The following is an 18,982-nucleotide window of genomic DNA, read 5'->3' on the forward strand; positions in this document are numbered from 1 at the left end:
TAGCAATTGGAAGGTTATGGCGTTTCCTGCACCACGCTTTCCTACTGTTTCGCAGAACTGTGCAGCGTTCAAGGTTTGTTCTGTCGCGGCGTTGTTTAGCGGGAAATAAACGCGATGCCCTCCTTGTGACCGGTTTTTACACGTATCCTGAACCTATCCCCGGTTGGCGCGCGGCGTCCTTCGGTCAGGTGCACTCCCGATTGGAGCTGATGCGGTTGCGGCCTGCGCGTCGCAGCAATATCCGCCTGAAATCCGACGAACTCACCTGCCTTCGGTGGTCGGCCGAAGGCAAATCGATGAACGCTATCGCCATCATCGAAAACACCACCTACGCAAACGTCTGCTTCTTCCTGCGCAACGCCAAGAGCGCGCTCGGAGCCTCGACTCTTCCGCAGGCGACCGCGTTGGCGAAAGAGTTCGGATTGATCTGACGGAAGCTTAGTGGGGTGTCGTCTTTAGGGTCTCGGGAATGTAGCCCAGGACGTCGAGAAGCGTTGATACGACCGTCTGCTGTGCGTGAACGGCGATCATCGCGGAAATGTACGCCCGCCTGTTTTCCGTGACCTCGATTTGATCCGTCTCGGAGTCCAGAGAGGATTCGATCCGAACCGCTTCGTCACGCAGGCGACGATGCTTCTCGATTTCTTCAATGACGAAACACTCGATTTCGTCGAGCTTCAGGCCACCCATCAGGCCGATGAGCGGCCTCAACACCAACTTGCCGCCCGAGACGAGATCGTTGCGTTTCGCGCCCGCTCTATTCACCAGCATTCGCCCCTTGCGGTTCGTCTCTGCATTGATTGTGAAGACATCCGGAAGCCGAAGCCGACATGCTTCGACCGAAATTGCCCGACACGCATCGGACACCCCGCGACTACTAACCAATTTCGTCCGCCTCGAAAAGGGCGGGAGTCATGGTTCCGAAGTGCCAGTACATATTGTAGTTGATAAACTTAAAGTATGTAAACGACGATGTTCTGGCGCATGGATATGCGCAAACTGGTCGGCTCGAACTTCGCGCCTCCGTCGGGAGAAAGGCCTGACGCAGGAGCAGGTCGAGGCGCGGTCGGGCATTAGCCAGCAGTACCTCAGCGGCCTCGAACGCGGTCGGCGGAACCCGTCGATCATTACCCTGTACGAACTCGCTCAAGCGCTAAATGTCAGCCATGCTGATCCGGTCATGCCGACCGATGACGCCAAGTTCGATATGAAATCTGACTGACGAAGCGGCGGGCCTAGGGGTCTTCCGGTCCTTCGAGATCGTCATTCATACCGAAAATACGGTTCGGGTCGTGGATCGACGCTTTCAATTGGCCGCCATGTGTATTTCAATTGGTCATCTATGCCACCCTTGCGCTCGCGATATGGAAAACTGGGCCTGCCGTCTGGTGCTCCTGGCGATCACAGATCGAACTGGGATGAGCGAATGGTCCGGGCATCTGAACGCCCGACGCCGCTCGCTCGCGGCTCACATTGTCCATAGAAGAGATAGCGGGGCCGCTTGGAGCTTTTCTCCAAATGGCGTCACTCGGTCGTGGTCGTGTAAGACGAGTCCTCGCACGAAACGATCGCCCACCGCGTCTTGTAACTGGCGCAACCCGCGAAAATCGTCAGACTTCACCGTTGCCGACGCCTTTACTTCTATCCCAACGATCCGGCCGCGCCGGTCCTCGATGATGACATCGACTTCATCTCGGTCTCTCGTCCGGTAATGCGAGAAGGATAAACGCCGGTCTGACCAGGATGCCAACTTCAGCAGTTCTGACACCACGAAGCTTTCAAGAAGGGCGCCAAAACGACTTTTGTTGTCGCGCAACACATCCGCTTCATCCTCTCGCAAAGTGGCAAGCAAGCCTGTGTCAAGAAAGTGAAGCTTTGGTGTCTTGACGAGCCGGCTCAAGCGGTTGTTGGACCACGGGACAAGTGTCCTAATCAGAAACAGGCGCTCAAGGATAGCAACGTATTTCTGTGCTGTGATGCTCGACAATCCGAGCGCCGCACCGAAACTGCTATGATTGACCAATTGTCCGGCGTGCTCCGCTAGGACATCGAGCAGCCGCGGAAGCCGGTCCAACTGATCGATGTTGGCGATATCACGCACGTCGCGGTCGAGGATCAATTTCACATAATCTTCCAGCCAAGCAGTCCGCCGGCCGGGCGTCGGCCGACGCAAAGCTTCTGGATAGCCGCCCTGTAGCACCGTCAACAGCAGGTCGTCGCCAACCACCGTGTCCTCCCCTGTGGAAGGCTCCTCTCCGGCAAACAGCCGATCCAGGAGACGACCCGGAGTAGATCGGATTTCAGATTGGGCAAATGGCAATAATGGGACAACGGCCATACGACCGGCGAGCGAGTCTGCAATCGCCGGAACGGTGGCCAGATTGGCTGAACCCGTGAGCAAGAACCGCCCGGGCTCGTCATCGCGGTCAACGCTTTCCTTGATCGCCAGTATCAGTTCGGGCGCCCGTTGCACCTCGTCAATCACGGCCCGTTTGATGCCTCGGATAAAGCCGATCGGATCGGTCTTTGCTGCATTCAGCGTACCAATATCGTCGAGGGTGATAAATGGACGAGCGGAGCCAGAGACCTGTCGCGCAAGGGTCGTCTTTCCGGCTTGCCGCGGACCGGCGATGAGTACGACACGTGTGTCCGCCAGCGCAGTTTCGACGATCGGTCGGGCTTTGCGTTCAATGAGCTTTTTCGGTGGCGGCGGGTCTGTCATCGGCTATCATTAACCGAATTCTCGGCCAATTTAAAGTACGCGTTCGGTTAATTTTAATTTCCGCCACGGCTAATTAAAAGCGGCGCCAGCCTCGATCGAATCGCACTCCTGTCAAATTACAGGTTGCCGGCGCGGACTAACATCTCGGAGAATTACACTAATGTCATGCATTTTCAATCGCACTAATTTTCTGCATTGACCCTAACTTTGAATAGACCTCGACACCCCGCATGGACGGACGCTAATGCTGGCCACCGGGCCGAGAGAGTTCGATCCGGATGCCAGCATCCTCCACCTTCGATTGAGACGACGCGGCCGGCTCGACAGATTGATCAACCGTCGTTGCCGCATCGCGCTGGACGGCACTGCTGGGCTGCTCGGCTACCGCGCCGCCCGGATCCTCTGCCTGAAACACGCTCTCCCCCTCAAACGCGCCCGTCTTCCACGCATAAACGGCGTCATCGAATATCTGAGGGAAGCCCTCCTCCCTCTTGAGGTTTTCGTGCCACTTGGTCACAATTCGAAGGATTTTGGCGAACATCGCCGTTCCCTTGCGAAGGTTGGCACAGGGCTCGACAAGGTCGGGTTTCAGCTCGTCCCTCACGCCGACACCAGCCGGAAACTGCGTCAGGCCAACCCGAACGACCGCATGCCCGACATTTTGCCGAATGATCTCGATCGCCGCGTCCGCGGTTTTCGCTTTGGGAACGAGGATCAGTCTCCTCGGACTTCAAGTGTTGAAGGAAGGAACAAGGGGTTTTGCGAAGAGCTTTGCCCAGGCGATGGTGCTGGCCCGTTGGATCGCGACAATGGATGTTCCTTTGGTCCACCATCCGTTTCCGACCGCGACGATAAAATCCGGATCGCGGAGCATCGATTGCAGGACCGGCCAGACGACGAGCTGCTCGTAGCAAATCAGGGGCGCGACCTGGTGATCACCTATGGCCGCAGTCGGATTGGCGAAGAAATGCGCACGGGCGCTGCCGGTCTCGCCGAGCCACGACCGCCATGGCTGCCACATCGAGCCCGGGACCGGCATTCGCTCCCGATAGAGGATCCTGCCGCCGTCGGCGGGGAGGACGACGAGCACATTGTCATATCCCTCAGCATCGACGACGGCGGCGCCGGCGACCACCGAAATTATCGTGCCCTGAAGAGCTTTGATCCAAAGCCGTTCGACTGTCGGCGTCCAAAGACCAAGGGCGCTTTCCGGCAAGACGACATTCGAGATGCCGCCAGATGCAAGGTCCTTCACCGTGGCAATCAGATCACGGTGGCGCTGCATACTGGCGTCCCGACCCAGAGACGACCCCAATTGGAGATCGACGCCCCGCCAGCCCTCAGGTAGTTTCGGATCGGTCCAGAAGGCGGCGGACCAGAGCCAAAGCCCTGCGAAGGCGATTGCAACAGCCGGCCACATGCGGGTTACGAGGCCCATGAGGCCGGCTGTAATTGCCGCCAGTCCCCACCACCCCCATCCGGTAAATAGAACGCCGGCGGCTGTCACGGGATGTGTCCAGCCGGTGATGGCGAAGGGTGGCACCGCCATGAGGACAACCGCCAGCAGATAGCGAAACGGACGAACACCAAGTTCCTTCGTCCAGAGTACCGCATGCACCGTGACGAAGCTCAGGGAGGCACATAGCCAGAGCAATAAGCCCAGCCATAGACCGGACGCGTAGAAGGCCGCCACCCCTTGTGGCAGACCGCGCGACGCCGCCAGGTAATACCCGGCTGAAACAATCGCCGCCACCGATCTGGTTTGCGCTCGCGCCCAAATAATTGGGAATGCCAGTGCGACCGGAAGCAGCAAGACATGACCACACCATCCGATTGTCCCGGCAAGGATCGCAGCAATGATCAGCAGCGTTGGTTTGAGGCGATCAGGGCGCATAGGTCAGAACCTCGCGTGCCAGGCCGAGGATGCCGGAAGCGGGGACGGGACCGAAATATCGGGAGTCATAGGAACCCGCGAACGGCGAGTGCAGGAAGACGCTACCCGCCGGCAGGACACCGCCGGAGAACCCGGCCATCGGCCGCCCCTGTCCGTCCCGGTGCTGAAGAGCGGAGTGGGCAACCGGATGTCCGTCGACGTTGACGCTCACGCCAACGGCGACGCGCTGTCCGGCAACGGCAATGACCGTCTTGATCAGCGGGGCGATGCCGCCCCGGCAAAGGCCGGAGCGCAGGTAACCGCGACTACGCGCCTCCTGCATGGCTGCCGATCGAGGCGGGCAAATGAAGACGAGATCGCCGACAACAGCTGCGCGATCGAGCTTGACGATACGCCAGAGACCGAGTGGTTCGCTCGGGGTGAGGTTGATCCGATAGCCACCGAGCCCGGCGATCACGATTGCACCGAGAAGCACTGTCACCGTCGCCACCGCGGGAAGGAGCCATGTGTACGGCCACCGCGCCGGCCCTATTTTTACGAGAGGCCTGTTCATTTCAGCGACATCCCCTGACCCTTGGCTTGGCGGAGCGTCTCCGCGTGCTTCAGGGCTTCGGTCGTTCGCTCGTGGGCACTGAGTTTGTGCACTGCTCGCATCAGGCTCCAGGCCGACTGGACCTCCGCTTTCTGAACGGGGCTCATGCCCGCCGTGATCGTCTTGAAGGTCTCACCGTTCGTGTCCTTGGCGGCCAGGGGCATGAAGGTCCGCTCGCCGAAACGTTGGGCGACCGCCTTGGCAAATCCCTCCAGTTCCGCCTTCACCATCTTGTCGGCGAGGGCGAATTCGAGCGCCGACGGTAGTTCGTTGCGATCGACGGCGTCGCGCACACGCTCGATCGTCTGACGCGCGTCCGGAGACAGCGCTGGGATGTCGATCGAGACCTTGCGACGGACCGCCACTTCCTCCGCTTGATAGCGTTGTTCGGCCTGGCTGCGCTGGCGCATGTAATCGCCGAGACTTTGAGCAAGAGCAGGAACGTTGCGTTCCGCCCTCTCGCGATCCTGCTTGTGGGCGCTGCTTGCGAGCAGGCCCGTTTTCCCCTTGAGCACGCCATAGCTTTCCGGCTGACCGGTGACCTTCGCAAGCGTCGATTTGGCGACGGTCTCATCCTTCAGCATGGCGTCCACATTGACGGCCTTGAAAGCGGCTTCCGGCTGCGCATAGACGAGATGGAAGCGGGACGACACGTCCTCCCATTGCTTCTTGAGACCCGGATCGGATTCGAGCTTGCCGGCGACCGCCTGCTCGATCGTTTTCGGAAATGTCGCGATCCCGGCAACCATCGGGGTGGCCTCCTTGCGGCTTTGGGAGTGGTTCGGTTTGGTGCTGGCGCCGAAGCCAAGTTTCGTGCCAATGGCAAGGAGCCGGTGAGCCAAATCAGCCAGTTTCTGTTTCTGGCGGATCGTCCATTCGAGCCGGTCGCGGGCGATCGTACGGGCAACGTTGACGATATGCAGGCCCCGGGCTTCAGCGAAGCGCAGCGCCTGCCGGTAGAAGGTGGCCTTCTCGTAATCGAGCGTGGTTTCCTTGGCGTTCTTTCGCGACAGGATCTTGATCAGGCCGCCGGCGAAAGCGAAGGATCGAGAGCCGAAATAGACGCGGAGATCCTCGCGATGGCGGGTCATGGCCACGTAGGTCAGGTGCCGATCGAGGGAGAGCGACGCGAGCACTTTGACCCGGTCGACGGTGGCGCCCTGGCTCTTATGAATCGTGGTGGCATAGCCATGGTCGAGATTGTTGTAGAAGCGCTGTTCGACCGTGACCTGGCGGCGGTGCTCGCCTTCGCCAATCTCTGCCACGATGCGGTTTTGCGCGGCTCCGATGACCTTGCCGAGCATGCCGTTCTTGACACCGAGAGAGCCCTCGTTCTTCAGGAAAACGATCTGGTCGCCGGGAGCGAAGTTGCGGTGTCCGTCCTCCGTCCGGAACGCAAATCCTTCGTCAAGGATACGACGCTCGACGAGCTCGGCCCGCGCCATGTCGTTTAGCATTCGCACGTCGCGCCTGAGATGAGCGAGGATCAGAGTCGTCTTTGCCGGATCGTAGTCGCGGTTCCAATCGGCGATGAGGGTCTCGACAGCCTCGTCCTTCAGTCTCAAACCGATCATTCGACCATGAGCAGTGTAGGCATCGACCGCCTTGCGGACGTTGCCGCGGGCGAGATCGAGCGAAGCGTCGCGCATCCACTGCTCGCGCTGACGATAGATGGTTTCAAGCTCGGCGTAGCCAATGCGATCGGCAATCGCACGGAACGCGGCGCCGGCTTCGATCGGCTGAAGCTGTTCCGGATCGCCGACCAAAATGAGCTTGGCGCCGGCCTTCGTCACCGTCTCGACTAGATGCGCCATCTTCCGCGACGACACCATGCCGGCCTCGTCCAGGACGAAGACAGTCTTTGCATCGAGTTGATTTCGGCCTTCGTTCCAGCGAAGCTCCCAGGACGCGAGCGTGCGCGAGGCGATCCCTGCTTCCTTCTCCAGTCCTTCGGCGGCCTTGCCGGCGAGCGCGCCACCGACGACATGGTATCCGGCGGCTTCCCACGCCTCGCGCGCCGCCTTCATCATCGTCGTCTTGCCGGCGCCGGCGCGACCGATGACAGCCGCGATCCACTCGGGTCCCGCGACATGCTCGATCGCTGTCTTCTGCTCCTCCGACAGGCGGGAGTGGCGCGCGTACGTTGCCTCGAGCACCGCTTTCCGAACGCCATGCGAAGATCGCATCGAGAGCCAGATCGCGCGGTTGGCCATCTCGGCTTCGAGCCGGATCAGCTCGCGCGTCGTGTATTTGGCCGGCACCCGGGTGCCTGTCGCAAACAAGATCTGCTCGCGTTCGAGACGGAGCGCTTCGGGGCTCTGCACGACGCGGACCACCAGGTTTTGGAACAGGGCGGCATCGTCGATATAGCGAAGCAGAACCTTCGCCACGTCACGCTCGTCGAAGACGCTTTTCTCCCGCGTGATCAGGTCGAGAACGATTTCCGGCCGGCGCTGGATGCGGCGCGCGTTTTCTGACCGACGCTCCTCCTGCAGCTCGATCCGTTCGAGTTTTGGCGAACCTGCCGACGACTGCGTCTTCGCCTGTTCCGCCTTACGGTCGATGGCGGTTGCGCCAACACCAATATGGATGGTCGGCTCCACATCGATCCCCTGCTTTTCGAAGGAACGGCCATCGACGCGAATGTCGAGGCCGGCCATTGCCAGATGCTGGTTCTGGCAGGCGAACCACCCGTCGCGAAAGGCGTTGAAGTCGTCGATGTTCCCGGCCCAAAGCTTATAGACAATTTTGCCGGCGTCGTTGCGGATAGGATTGCCATCCGGTCCGAGAACCGCAATCTTCTTGGCGCCAAACCCGTCCTCGGTGAGTGGCCTCAGTGTCGTCATCAGATGCACATGCGGGTTGTCCGGCGCGTCATGATAGACCCAATCGGCCACCATCCCTTTGGCGGTGATGTGCCGTTCGACGAAGTCTCGAACCAGCGCGATATTCTGCTCGGCCGTCAGTTCGATCGGCAACGCAATCGTGACATCCTTGGCGAGCTGGGCATCGGAGCGCTTCTCGAAATCCTCGACCTTATTCCAGAAGGCTTCCGATGCGCCTGAGACCGAGCGATTGGCAGTCATCGACCTCAACCATTCGGGTGCGCCGGGAGGGATCACGAACTCTTCGTGCCGGAGGCCCTGCTTGCGGGTGTAGTCGATAAAGCGCGCTTCGCGCTCATATTCCATCCGGGCGCAGTGGCGATAGGCGACCGACAGCACGGCGCTGCGGCCGGAACCGCGGGCAACGACGTTGACGGAGAAATGGGGGACGGCCACGACGAAATTCTTTCCCGGTTGCGAGCGAATCCACGAGTTCGGTCCAAGAGCCGCGGCCCGGCCAGGTGTCTCAGCAGAACGTCGCGACAGCGACGTATAATTGCGCCCTTGGAAGCCGCTCCTTTGGAACGGCCGGGATCATGCTCAAAGGCGTTGGCTGCGCCAACTCGCATTTCTGTTAGTAGATCGGCACGCCGATCTCATGGAATCTCATGCCGTTCAAACTGTGAAACGGCATGAAAGGACGACCGGGAATGAAGAAGCCTTCCTCCAAAATCCGCGACGAAATCGCCAGACTCCAGGAACAGCTCAAGGCCGCGGAAACACGAGAGGCCGAGCGGATCGGCCGGATTGCGCTGAAGGCAGGTCTCGGAGAAATCGAGATCGAGGAAGCCGAGCTTCAGGCGGCCTTCGAGGATCTGGCAAAACGGTTTCGCGGAGGTCAGGGCGCTTCGAACGGAGGGAAGAAGGGCGATGGGGCCGCCAGCGTCGGCGCATCGACCGCGATGGTCCCGCCTGGCGCGGCTCAGGGCGGCAATGGCGAGGCTTGAGCGGATGGCGAGAACGACGACGTCCGATGCCCGCAAGAAGGACACGCGCGAGAAAATCGAACTCGGCGGCCTGATCGTCAAGGCCGGCTTGCGATACGAGAAGCGCGCGCTCCTGCTCGGGGCACTGATCGAACTGAGTTCCCGGGTGAAGGCGGACGACGGAGAGCGGACGCGATTGATCGCAATCGGCGTGGAGGCTTTCGGCCATGACGGTGAATAAGGTTGCTCTCGCCATCGCCCCAGTCGTGCTGATGCTGCTGGCGGTCATCGGCATGGCCGGAATCGAACAATGGCTCTCGGCCTTCGGCAAGACGGAAGCCGCGAGGATGACTTTGGGCCGGGCGGGCATCGCCGCGCCCTATGTCACCGCCGCGGCGATCGGCGTGATCTTCCTGTTCGCGAGCGCTGGCTCGGCCAGCATCAAGTTCGCGGGTTGGGGTGTCGCTGCCGGAAGCATAGCTGCGATCTTGATCGCGGCGATGCGCGGGATGACACGCCTCGTGGCATTCGCGGGGCAGGTGCCGGCGGGCAAGTCCATCGCCTCATATCTCGACCCTGCGACGATGATCGGCGCAGCGGCAGCGCTGATGGCGGGAGGCTTTGCGCTACGTGTCGCGCTGATCGGCAATGCCGCCTTCGCGCGCCCCGAGCCGAAACGCATCCGGGGACAAAGGGCGCTTCACGGTGAGGCCGACTGGATGAAGATGCAGGACGCGGCGAAGCTCTTTACCGACACCGGCGGCATCGTCATCGGCGAACGCTACCGGGTCGACAGGGACAGCACGGCGGCGCGCTCGTTTCGTGCCGACGACGCCGAGACCTGGGGCGCCGGCGGCAAGTCGCCGCTGCTGTGTTTCGACGGTTCGTTCGGATCCTCGCACGGCATCGTGTTCGCCGGTTCGGGCGGTTTTAAAACGACGTCCGTGACAATCCCGACGGCGCTCAAATGGGGCGGCGGCCTCGTCGTGCTGGACCCTTCGAACGAGGTCGCGCCGATGGTGCGCGAGCATCGCAAAGGCGCCGCGCGCTTCATCCGTATTCTCGATCCGAAGGAGCCGGAAACCGGGTTCAACGCGCTCGACTGGATCGGTCGATTTGGAGGGACGAAGGAGGAGGATATCGCCTCGGTCGCATCGTGGATCATGAGCGACACCGGCAGTATGCGTGGTGTACGCGACGACTTCTTCCGCGCATCGGCGCTTCAGCTGTTGACCGCGCTGATTGCCGACGTCTGCCTGTCCGGTCACACCGACCGAGAGAATCAGACCTTGCGCCAGGTTCGGTCCAATCTGGCCGAGCCCGAACCGAAACTGCGCGAGCGGCTCCAGGAGATTTACGACAATTCGAACTCGGATTTCGTGAAAGAAAATGTGGCGGCGTTCGTCAACATGACGCCGGAAACCTTCTCCGGCGTCTACGCCAATGCGGTCAAGGAGACGCACTGGCTGTCCTACACCAACTATGCCGCACTCGTATCCGGTTCGACCTTCTCGACCGACGCGCTTGCGGACGGCAAGACCGACGTGTTCATCAACATCGACCTGAAGACATTGGAGACCCATTCCGGCCTTGCGCGGGTGATCATCGGCTCGTTCCTCAACGCGATCTACAATCGCGACGGCGAGGTGAACGGCAGGGCGCTTTTCCTCCTCGATGAGGTGGCACGTCTCGGCTACATGCGCATCCTGGAGACCGCCCGTGACGCGGGCCGCAAGTACGGCATCACGCTCACCATGATCTACCAGTCGATAGGCCAGATGCGCGAGACCTATGGCGGTCGCGATGCCGCCAGCAAATGGTTCGAGAGCGCGAGCTGGATCTCGTTCGCCGCGATCAACGATCCCGACACCGCTGACTACATCTCGAAGCGCTGCGGTATCACCACCGTCGAAATCGATCAGGTCAGCCGCAGTTTTCAGTCGAAGGGATCGTCGCGGACGCGGTCGAAGCAGCTTGCTGCCAGACCGCTGATTCAGGCGCATGAGGTCCTGCGGATGCGCGCCGATGAGCAGATCGTCTTCACGGCCGGCAACGCGCCGCTTCGGTGCGGGCGCGCCGTCTGGTTTCGGCGGGACGATATGAAGGCTTGCGTCGGCACGAACAGGTTTTCGCGAACTCAAAAACAGGGCTGAACTTCGCCTGATCGCCGGCCCGCAAGTGAACGAGTGAGGCATGGATGTTGTGTGACTTAGATATAGAACATGATTTCTCCGGCATTTGCAGCATTTCTGTAAATGCTGTAGCTCCGAAGAAAAGGACCCCACCGTAGGCGGGGTCCTTTTGTCCTAGTCCCGGTTCTGGCGCGACCAGATCAGCTGGTAGCCGTCTTCGCCTTCGACCTCCGCGAGCGTCGCATAGATCGGGGCCGGGAAGCTCGGGTCGTCCAGCTTGACCGAAAGGTAATCGCGACCGGTCTGCTCGGAGCTTTTCTGCCAGGCCGCGCCGAACTCGACGTTTTGCGGTGCACCGCAAAACGTCGATTATGCTGAGAGTGTGATTATGCGGAGTTCCGGCCGCTGAAGGCTGGATTTGTCGACGATAGCGGCGGATTCTGCTCCGCATAATTCCGATGGAGTGGAAGGAGGCGCCCCGCTGTGAGCGGAACGCCCATGGGCTGGTCAGCGCGACCAGATGAGCTTGTGCTCGCCCTTGTCGCCCTGAACCAGGGAGGCGTAGACCGGCGCCGTGAAGGACGGATCGTCGAGCTTGAGCGAGAGGTATTCGGCGCCTGTTTCGCGGGCGGTGCGGGTCCAGCCTGCTCCGAACTCGACACCCCCTGCGGTGACGCGGAAGTCTGGGGCGCGGTCGTTGTCGCGGTCGCAGGGCTTGATGGTGGCCTTGACGTTGAGGGTGAGGGTTTTGATGGTGCCTGCGTAGGTGCCGTTTTCGTCGCGGGTGAAGGTGCCGATCTGAGCCATTGTCGTGTCTCCTGAGGTTGTCCGAAGCCACCCGATGTGGCCTCGATGGCGGTCGAGAGGCGACGGATCGGACGGAATGCATCTGAAGGACCGCAGCGTGAGCGTAGGACGGCGGCAGCCGAGCTTGTTGGCTCGCGAGGAATGACCGCTTGCGGTCAGGGGAAGAAGGTCGGCCGAGCCGTTGCAGGCCAGGGCCGGTCCGGTGCCAGACCAGCCCAAAAGACAGGCCCTATGGGGGGCTTTGCGCCGTCAGCAGAGAACGACGCGAATGATCCGTGTCTCCTCATCAGCATGATCAGCGCCGCTGCCGGTGCCATCACCCCTTCCGTCGTCTCGGTCGGCCAACATCTTCCGATGCGCCACGCTAGCCGCGCCCGACAAAGCACACCGGCTATGCGAGCGCGATATCAGATGAACCGGAACAGACCGTAGCGGTGCAGAACTCCGCTCAGGGGTGCACCCGTTCGGAACGCGCGGGTACGTCCTAGTCGGAGAGCAATGATGCGATCAAAGCATCCGGTGCCTTGAACCGGCCACGCCTCAGTTCAGGGGGGATTGCCGCCTCGACCGCTTCCAACTTCTCGGATGGGTCCATGCGAAGGTAGACCTCCGTCGTGCGGATATCGGCGTGCCCGAGCCACAGGGCGACCTTACGGATGTCGCGGGTTGCCTGCAGCATCACGACTGCGCAGCCGTGCCGAAGCTGATGAGGTGAGACGCGACGGCCGCGAAGCGATGCGCACCTCTCGGCCGCCTTGCCGACATGCTTGTCGAGCACATACTCGAAGCCGGCGCGGGTCATCGGATCGCCCTGAGCATTGACGAAGAGCTCCGGTACGCGGACTGCTCCCCGGACGCTCAGCCAGGCACGGAGATCCCGCGCAGTTTCCTTCCAAAGCGGCAGGCAGCGTTCCTTGCGGCCCTTTCCCATAACTGTCAGGCTCGCGTCCTGCCGAAGCGACAGGTTCTCTGTTTGAACGCCCACCAGTTCGGAGACCCGCAAGCCTCCGGCGAAGCAGAGATGCATCATCGCCCGATCACGGATCCCATACCTCGTCGCCAGGTCGGGCGCGTTGAGAATTGCGCGGACCTCGTCCATCGTCAGATGACGGATGAGCTTCTGGTCATGGCGCTTGGTCGGGATCGCATGGACCCGGCCGATCTGCTTCAGTGCGGGGGGCACCTTGTGCTCGAGGTAGCGCATGAACGCCTTGATGGCGGCGAGCCGCACATTGCGTGTGGACGCGCTATTGCCGCGATCCTGTTCAATGTGCGCAAGGAAAGCCACGATCATCGGTGCGTCGAGGTCTTCGATGGCAAGCAGCGACGGGCGAGTGCCTAGCCGGCTTGCTGCGAAGTTGAACAGCAGCTTTAAGCTGAACGCGTATGTCTCGCAGCTTTGCGGGCTATAGCCTCGCTGCTGAGGCATATAATCTCGCAGGAAGCCAGTGATGAGAGGGGCGAGCTCCGTCATGCGGTGTTCTCCCCGACCAAAGTCTCTGCAGCCGCGGCAATGTCGGTCATAAAGTCGGTTGACCGCGACCCGGCTCAATCCAATCTGGCTGGTCGATATGCTTGAGGTCCGACGGGCTCATGTCGAACTGCCAACAATCGTTTGAGTGCCGCGCTTCGAACCGGATTGCGGCAGGAGCCCGCGCCATACGCGGATGGTCGAGCCCCCCGGCTGCGCAGCCAGCGGTTTACAGTCGTCGGCCGAAGCACACCTTGAGCAGCCTGCACATGGCCTTCCGGCGTGTCGATGCCGAACGCTTCCAGAAGTTCAATGGCGCGGTTCGTCGACAGTCGCCGCCCCTTGCCGTTCTCCGTTCTGATCTTGAGTGCGGCGATGATCTCGCAATACCGCGTCATCGTTTCGGCCGCGACAGCACGAGGCTGTCCTCGATCTGAGCGTCGCACGGATTTTGGACGCCACGGATTTTGGACGCCGGAGCTGCTGTAGTTGACGATAGACCGTGGCGGAACTAACGCCGAACAGCTCTGCGACCTGATCGATCGCGACACGGCGCTGCGTGTCGCGGGCCGACAGATTGGCAAGCCGGGTGCGAAGTCCCAGCAATGTCTCCGCCGGGATGCGTCCTATACGGCCCATCCGAGAATTCCTCGATGTAGGCGTAAAGCGTGGCGCGCGAGATTCCCATCAAGTCGCAGATTTCCTTCGCGGTGTGCTGGCGCGACTTGTAGAGATCAACGGCATGGGCGCGCTTACGGGGATCGAGTCTCTTGCGCCGCCAGAAAGCCGGGACATGCTTGAAGCGTTTCTTGGTCGGGTCGACGGCGGTGCCATCCCGAGTGAGGGACTCGACCGCTTCGACCGCCAGCTCTCTACAGCTTGTCCCCGTAATTGCCGGTGTGTGAATAGTTTCACGGGCGGGCAGGGGTGTTTGAGGGGCGGGGCTAGGGGCGCCCCTCAACCTTTTGCGGCCCCAGAGGCAAAAACAGGCGCACACGAAAAAGCCCCGCCTTAAAGGCGGGGCGAGGGTCGCATCCAGATGGCTCGCTGGATGCGAGGCGCATCGCGATCAGCGCTTGCCGAACAGAGTGGCCATCTTTTCTCCAATCAGCCAAAGAGCCTTGTTGAGCTTGATGTCCTGGTCGATGCCGTTGATAGCACGAGACTTCATGCGGCGCGACCGCCCGAATTCGTCGCGGCTCACGGCCCGCAGGCCGCCTTTGATGCTGTTTTCTTGTACGACGTTCCAAACGGTCCAAAGATCGTCGGCGCGGTCCTCCTGGCGTCGGGGCACGAGTAATTGTTCCGCCTTGATCGGGGTCTTCACCGAGCCATCGGCCCCACCAAAACGCAGAACACGTGCTGCCTCGGCCAAAACCTCTTTTTCCTCCCGAGCCATCTTGAAGGTCGACCAATCTTGCGGTGCGACAAGTGCGCGATCAGCTTCGCCAAGCACGCGATAGGTGCCCTCTACCACCTTGCCGGCAACATCACCTGAATGCCGAACCTTGATGGCGTCAATCGTTCCGGTTTGAGCGACCAGGGAATTCAGGCAGCAGACGCGGAAAAGCCCTGCCAACAGTTCGTAAGCGCTCGTCCCATCATTCGCATTTTTCAGCAGGATTTCGCAGACGGTATCGCCCACATTGTAGACGTGTCCGTCGTCGAGCCGACGAAGGCGGATCAGGTGCTTGGTGAAGTTGGCCTTTCCTTCCGTGCGGCTGACAGACTGGCGCGCGCCAACCGGCATGAAGCCCTCTTTCATGAGACCGCGTAGGATCTCGATCGTTGGGATCGGCTTGAAGCGGTCGGAGCGGCTTTCGTGTGCCGAGGTTGAAAAGATCGAAGGCGCGATCATAAGCATCTCGTCCTCGCTGAGCGAGCGACCGGTATCGAAGCGTGCTGTCTTGGCGTATATGCTCATCTTCATTTCTTCCTTTTCCCTTTGGACCGCGAAGCAGGGCCGCGTCCTGCTTCCCGGGGCCGCGAGAGCGGTGGGGATGGAAGGGGAAAACAGTCTTCGCGGGGAACTGCCTGCACGAAACGCAAGCGCAGCGAAGAGGAGGAAGGTGGGCGGAAGGCTGTTTGGGGCAGAGAAGGGGCAATGCCCCTCGGTCCCTCAAATGCAAGGGACGGCGAACTATAGAACCAACTGCCGCATCGTGCCCGACGATCGCGGGCCACGAGGGTTCTCATCGACCAGGCGCTGTCATCCCTCATCCTTCGATATTGTGACTGACAGCGCCAGCATCGGTGAGCGGAATTGCAGTGTTACTTTGATCTCGTTAGCGAGAATAGCAACCCTCTGAGCAATGTTCTGCAACTCGGTCGGCGACCCTAACGCAGAGCGACGCGGAGAGAGCCCACGTCGCAACATTGGAACTGCTTGCCTCCAGCGTGAGTGGAACGATTTGGGACTAAATCGTCGAGGTAATGGCGCGTTAGATATCCCCCGATCGCATTTTTTTGGATCTGCATTTGGAGAGGGCTTAGCTACGTGCCGACTCGAAGCCGATAGGCTGGGCTGCAAGCGACCCTAAAGGCGGCAATTCTTGACCTCGATCTCACCTACACGACAACCATCAGCCGGCGCAATGAAGCGCTGGTGTCCACCCGTTCGAGACGCCGGAGTGCCTTGCTCACATCCAAACCCACGTAAATGCGATATCATCGACCACGGCTCGTCTTCTGTGTTTGAGGCTCTGACTCTGTAGCTAACCCTCGTTGTCAACATGTTGCGAGACGAGCCACCCAGGCGATCAAGGACATGGGATCTCATGGCGCACTTTTGTATGTCGTGACCGACGAAGAGTGAGGCAAGCATCGAAGACCTCAGATGGCTATCCAAGTGTCACAATCAGATAGTGAGTTGCGTACCGACCTCCACCACACGTCCAGTCGGAATCTGGAAATACTCTGTGGCATCGGCGGCGCTCCCGGCCAGCGCGATGTAGAGCCGATCCAGCCAGAGGGGCATGCGGGAATTTGCTGATGCCTTTAGAGCGCGGCGCGACAGAAAGAATGAGGTCGACATAATGTCGAACTTCCAGCCCTGTTTGCGGCAGCTCGCGAGCGCTTTTGGAATGTTGGGCTGCTCCATATAGCCGAACGTCATCGTCACCCGCATGAAGAGATCATTGACCTGCTCGATCTTGACCCGCTGGCTGTCCGGAACAGTGGGATCTTGCGCAGTTGTCACCGTCAGGATGACATTGTGTTCGTGCAGCACCTTATAGTGCTTCAAGCTATGCAAGAGGGCCGTCGGCGCGCACGTCCGATCACTGGTTAGGAATACCGCAGTGCCAGGCACAAGGTGCGGCGGTTTCTTGGCCATCTGTTCAGCAAGGAAACTAAGTGCAACTTCGTTTGCGTGGGCCTTTTGAAAGAGGAGACTGGTTCCGCGCACCCACGTTGTCATAACTAATACCACTACGGCTGCGATCGTGATCGAGACCCAGCCGCCGTCGAACACTTTCACAATATTGGCCAGGAAAAAGCCGACATCGACAATCCCGAAGATGACTGCCAGCCCGAGCGCTGGCAAAAGTGTCCACTTCCAGACGCGTCGCATCACAACGTATAGTAGGATTGTCGTCGCGACCATCTCGCCGGTCACCGATATGCCGTAGGCGGACGCGAGAGCACCGGATTCGCCGAAACCGACGACCAACAACATCACCAACAACGCGAGCAAAAGATTGACGCGTGGCAGGTAAATTTGCCCGGATCGCGTTTCCGAAGTATGCCGAATCTCAAAGGGCGGCAGGAAGCCGAGCTGCACTCCCTGGCGCACCATTGAATAAGCGCCGGAGATCACCGCCTGGCTGGCAATGACGGTCGCCGCCGTAGCGAGCGCGACCATCGGTACCAGCGTCCAGCCGTGGTTCATCTCGAAGAACGGGTGTCCGATTGTCCCGCCGCGTGCAAGCACGAAGGCACCTTGGCCAAAATAATTGAGCAGTAGGCAAGGAAAGACGATCAAAATCCAGGCCAGCACGATCGGTTTGCGGCCAAAATGGCCAAGGTCGGCATAGAGTGCTTCCGCCCCTGTCACTGCAAGGAACACGGCACCGATAGTCACGAAAGCGGTGCCCGGCGAGTGGTTTAGAAAATGCGCAATGTGGACCGGGTTGATTGCCGCAAGAACACTCGGATCATCCGTGAGTTGGATCAATCCAGACAGCCCGATGGCCAAAAACCACAGCGCCGTGACCGGTCCAAACACCGAAGCAATGCGGCCCGTTCCAAACCGCTGGACTGCGAATAGTACGGCCAAAATGGTGAGCGTGATCGGTACAACGTAGCCGTCGAAGGTCGGCGTCACCACTTTAAGACCTTCTACTGCGGAAAGTACCGAGATCGCAGGCGTTATGACGGCGTCCCCGAGAAACAATGCGGCGCCACACATTGCGACGAAGAGGAGTGGCTCCGGGCGCTTCACAAGACTGCGGCGTGCCAGCGCCATTAGCGACAGCGTGCCGCCCTCTCCCTTATTGTCGGCTCGAAGCACGAAAACGACGTACTTGATCGTGACGATCAGCGTCAGCGCCCACACGATCAGTGATAACACACCGAGAACGTCTTCGCGCCCTGCCTGATTTGTGCCGGTCGACGCATGCAATGCTTCGCGCAGCGCATAAATCGGACTGGTGCCGATGTCTCCGTAGACAACGCCGAGAGCACCAAGCATCAATATCTTCAGATTTGACCGACCGAGGGATTTTTGGGCTGGAAACTGCGTGGCATCGGTAATTCCGTCAGCGTTGTCCATAGTCCTACTCCGTTCAACCCGGCTAACCAGCGTTGTGATGGAGTGCTCAGAGAGGTTTGAACCAGCAAAGGCCGGAAACCAGGTCTGAAGCGCCATCCAATTGAGCTACGAGCGCATTGCTGTGCGAAACGTTACTTATGAGCCGATAAGTGGCGTTTCTCCGAGCGCTAATGCGATGCGGCGCAGCTTGCTAGGGTCGGCATCATCGCCGCTTTCTATTTTGGCGATTTCGTTGATCGTCAAACCGCATGTGACCGACAAATCCTCAATGCTATATCCTCGTGCTTTGCGCGCACCCTCAACGACGTTGGCGCCGGAGGCGATTGCTGTGGCCGTCGCGTTGGGGAGAGGTCGAGTGCTGCTGCTGGAAATCATGGGTAATTCCATCTTGATGAAACGGCTTGATTGAACAGCCAGCCTAAGGGCTCATCCATGAGATCATCCCGTTGGAGGAACAAACTCGCGGTGGGGATCAGGTCAGGGACACCAATCGGCAACAGGCTCGCGTCAATTATTTCCACTTAGGCAAATATATGAGTTTTAGTATAATTTATATTCCACGGCACAAGAACATCCGTCAAATTAGACACAGTATAATCCGACACCACATCAAAAACTCGTTAATTGTGTTTACGCGTCTTTCAGGAAACTATTACATCCAATCGTCCAGATGACTAGAACATATTGGGTTGCGTTTGAAACGTGGGTGCTATCGTTCTTAGGTGAAGGACTTCTGCCAATTCGCGGTTTGGCACTCTACTCTGCGGTAATCGAAGGGATTT

At 59.9% G+C, this 18,982-nt stretch carries 15 protein-coding genes and 4 pseudogenes; 5 read left to right on the top strand and 14 right to left on the bottom strand.

Annotation, left to right across the window (positions count from 1 at the left end; genetic code table 11):
- Positions 1-215 precede the first annotated feature (215 nt).
- Positions 216-431 carry a LuxR C-terminal-related transcriptional regulator gene (locus C6558_RS35405; RefSeq protein WP_158268995.1) on the top strand — a complete coding sequence of 72 codons (216 nt, stop codon included), beginning with the start codon at positions 216-218 and terminating at the stop codon, positions 429-431.
- A gap of 7 nt (positions 432-438) precedes the next feature.
- On the opposite strand, the gene C6558_RS35410 is transcribed toward C6558_RS35405, so the two are convergent.
- The gene (locus C6558_RS35410) at positions 439-771 is read right to left on the bottom strand and encodes a transcriptional repressor TraM (protein ID WP_146160947.1); all 333 of its coding nucleotides are present in this window, start codon (positions 769-771) and stop codon (positions 439-441) included.
- Between the two features lie 213 nt (positions 772-984).
- On the opposite strand from C6558_RS35410, the pseudogene C6558_RS35415 reads away from it, so the two are divergent.
- Positions 985-1,222 (top strand): annotated as a pseudogene (locus C6558_RS35415) (helix-turn-helix domain-containing protein).
- A gap of 246 nt (positions 1,223-1,468) precedes the next feature.
- On the opposite strand, the gene C6558_RS35420 reads toward C6558_RS35415, so the two are convergent.
- The 5 genes and pseudogenes from C6558_RS35420 to traA all read right to left on the bottom strand — a co-directional run bounded on the left by C6558_RS35420 (position 1,469) and on the right by traA (position 8,489).
- Positions 1,469-2,722: an ATP-binding protein gene (locus C6558_RS35420; protein ID WP_107028482.1), complete on the bottom strand. Its 1,254-nt coding sequence runs from the start codon at positions 2,720-2,722 to the stop codon at positions 1,469-1,471.
- 241 nt (positions 2,723-2,963) lie between these two features.
- Positions 2,964-3,443, bottom strand: a pseudogene (locus tag C6558_RS35425) (conjugal transfer protein TraH); the annotation flags it as partial.
- 9 nt (positions 3,444-3,452) lie between these two features.
- Positions 3,453-4,616 carry a conjugal transfer protein TraB gene (locus C6558_RS35430; protein WP_107028484.1) on the bottom strand — a complete coding sequence of 388 codons (1,164 nt, stop codon included), beginning with the start codon at positions 4,614-4,616 and terminating at the stop codon, positions 3,453-3,455.
- A complete protein-coding gene (traF, locus tag C6558_RS35435; RefSeq protein ID WP_107028485.1) occupies positions 4,606-5,169 on the bottom strand; it encodes a conjugative transfer signal peptidase TraF in 564 nt (187 codons plus the stop codon). The genes C6558_RS35430 and traF overlap by 11 nt, the downstream gene beginning before the upstream one ends.
- Positions 5,166-8,489 (bottom strand): Ti-type conjugative transfer relaxase TraA, encoded by a 3,324-nt coding sequence (traA, locus tag C6558_RS35440; RefSeq protein WP_107028486.1) that lies wholly within the window; start codon positions 8,487-8,489, stop codon positions 5,166-5,168. Before traA ends, traF begins: the two co-directional genes overlap by 4 nt.
- A 254-nt stretch (positions 8,490-8,743) precedes the next feature.
- Between traA and traC the strand changes: the two genes are divergently transcribed.
- The 3 genes from traC to traG are packed head-to-tail and all read left to right on the top strand — an operon-like array spanning position 8,744 to position 11,172.
- Positions 8,744-9,040, top strand: coding sequence for a conjugal transfer protein TraC (traC, locus tag C6558_RS35445; RefSeq protein WP_107028487.1), 297 nt, complete (start codon positions 8,744-8,746; stop codon positions 9,038-9,040).
- 4 nt (positions 9,041-9,044) lie between these two features.
- On the top strand, positions 9,045-9,260 hold the full coding sequence (gene traD / locus C6558_RS35450) for a type IV conjugative transfer system coupling protein TraD (protein WP_107028488.1): 216 nt from the start codon (positions 9,045-9,047) through the stop codon (positions 9,258-9,260).
- On the top strand, positions 9,247-11,172 hold the full coding sequence (gene traG, locus C6558_RS35455) for a Ti-type conjugative transfer system protein TraG (protein ID WP_107028489.1): 1,926 nt from the start codon (positions 9,247-9,249) through the stop codon (positions 11,170-11,172). The genes traD and traG overlap by 14 nt, the downstream gene beginning before the upstream one ends.
- Before the next feature lie 153 nt (positions 11,173-11,325).
- Here the strand turns inward: traG and C6558_RS35460 are convergent.
- The 8 genes and pseudogenes from C6558_RS35460 to C6558_RS35490 form a co-directional block, all read right to left on the bottom strand.
- Positions 11,326-11,496 (bottom strand): annotated as a pseudogene (locus tag C6558_RS35460) (DUF736 domain-containing protein); the annotation flags it as partial.
- Positions 11,497-11,658: 162 nt separating this feature from the next.
- The gene (locus tag C6558_RS35465; protein WP_058328783.1) at positions 11,659-11,958 is read right to left on the bottom strand and encodes a DUF736 domain-containing protein; all 300 of its coding nucleotides are present in this window, start codon (positions 11,956-11,958) and stop codon (positions 11,659-11,661) included.
- Between the two features lie 484 nt (positions 11,959-12,442).
- A complete protein-coding gene (locus C6558_RS35470) occupies positions 12,443-13,432 on the bottom strand; it encodes a tyrosine-type recombinase/integrase (protein WP_107028490.1) in 990 nt (329 codons plus the stop codon).
- A 49-nt stretch (positions 13,433-13,481) separates the two neighbouring features.
- Positions 13,482-14,050 (bottom strand): annotated as a pseudogene (locus C6558_RS39815) (IS481 family transposase); the annotation flags it as partial.
- Positions 13,941-14,426 (bottom strand): helix-turn-helix domain-containing protein, encoded by a 486-nt coding sequence (locus C6558_RS41825; RefSeq protein ID WP_158268996.1) that lies wholly within the window; start codon positions 14,424-14,426, stop codon positions 13,941-13,943. The gene C6558_RS41825 and the pseudogene C6558_RS39815, both read right to left, overlap by 110 nt.
- Before the next feature lie 72 nt (positions 14,427-14,498).
- Positions 14,499-15,359 (bottom strand): DUF932 domain-containing protein, encoded by an 861-nt coding sequence (locus tag C6558_RS35480; RefSeq protein WP_371412327.1) that lies wholly within the window; start codon positions 15,357-15,359, stop codon positions 14,499-14,501.
- Between the two features lie 927 nt (positions 15,360-16,286).
- Positions 16,287-18,200, bottom strand: a complete 1,914-nt coding sequence (locus C6558_RS35485; protein WP_371412328.1) for a potassium transporter Kup — start codon at positions 18,198-18,200, stop codon at positions 16,287-16,289.
- Between the two features lie 135 nt (positions 18,201-18,335).
- The gene (locus C6558_RS35490; protein ID WP_107028492.1) at positions 18,336-18,575 is read right to left on the bottom strand and encodes a helix-turn-helix transcriptional regulator; all 240 of its coding nucleotides are present in this window, start codon (positions 18,573-18,575) and stop codon (positions 18,336-18,338) included.
- Between the last annotated feature and the right edge of the window lie 407 nt (positions 18,576-18,982).

Origin of the sequence: Ensifer sp. NM-2, assembly GCF_003024455.1 — a bacterium.
In the GTDB taxonomy this organism is placed as follows: domain Bacteria; phylum Pseudomonadota; class Alphaproteobacteria; order Rhizobiales; family Rhizobiaceae; genus Ensifer; species Ensifer canadensis.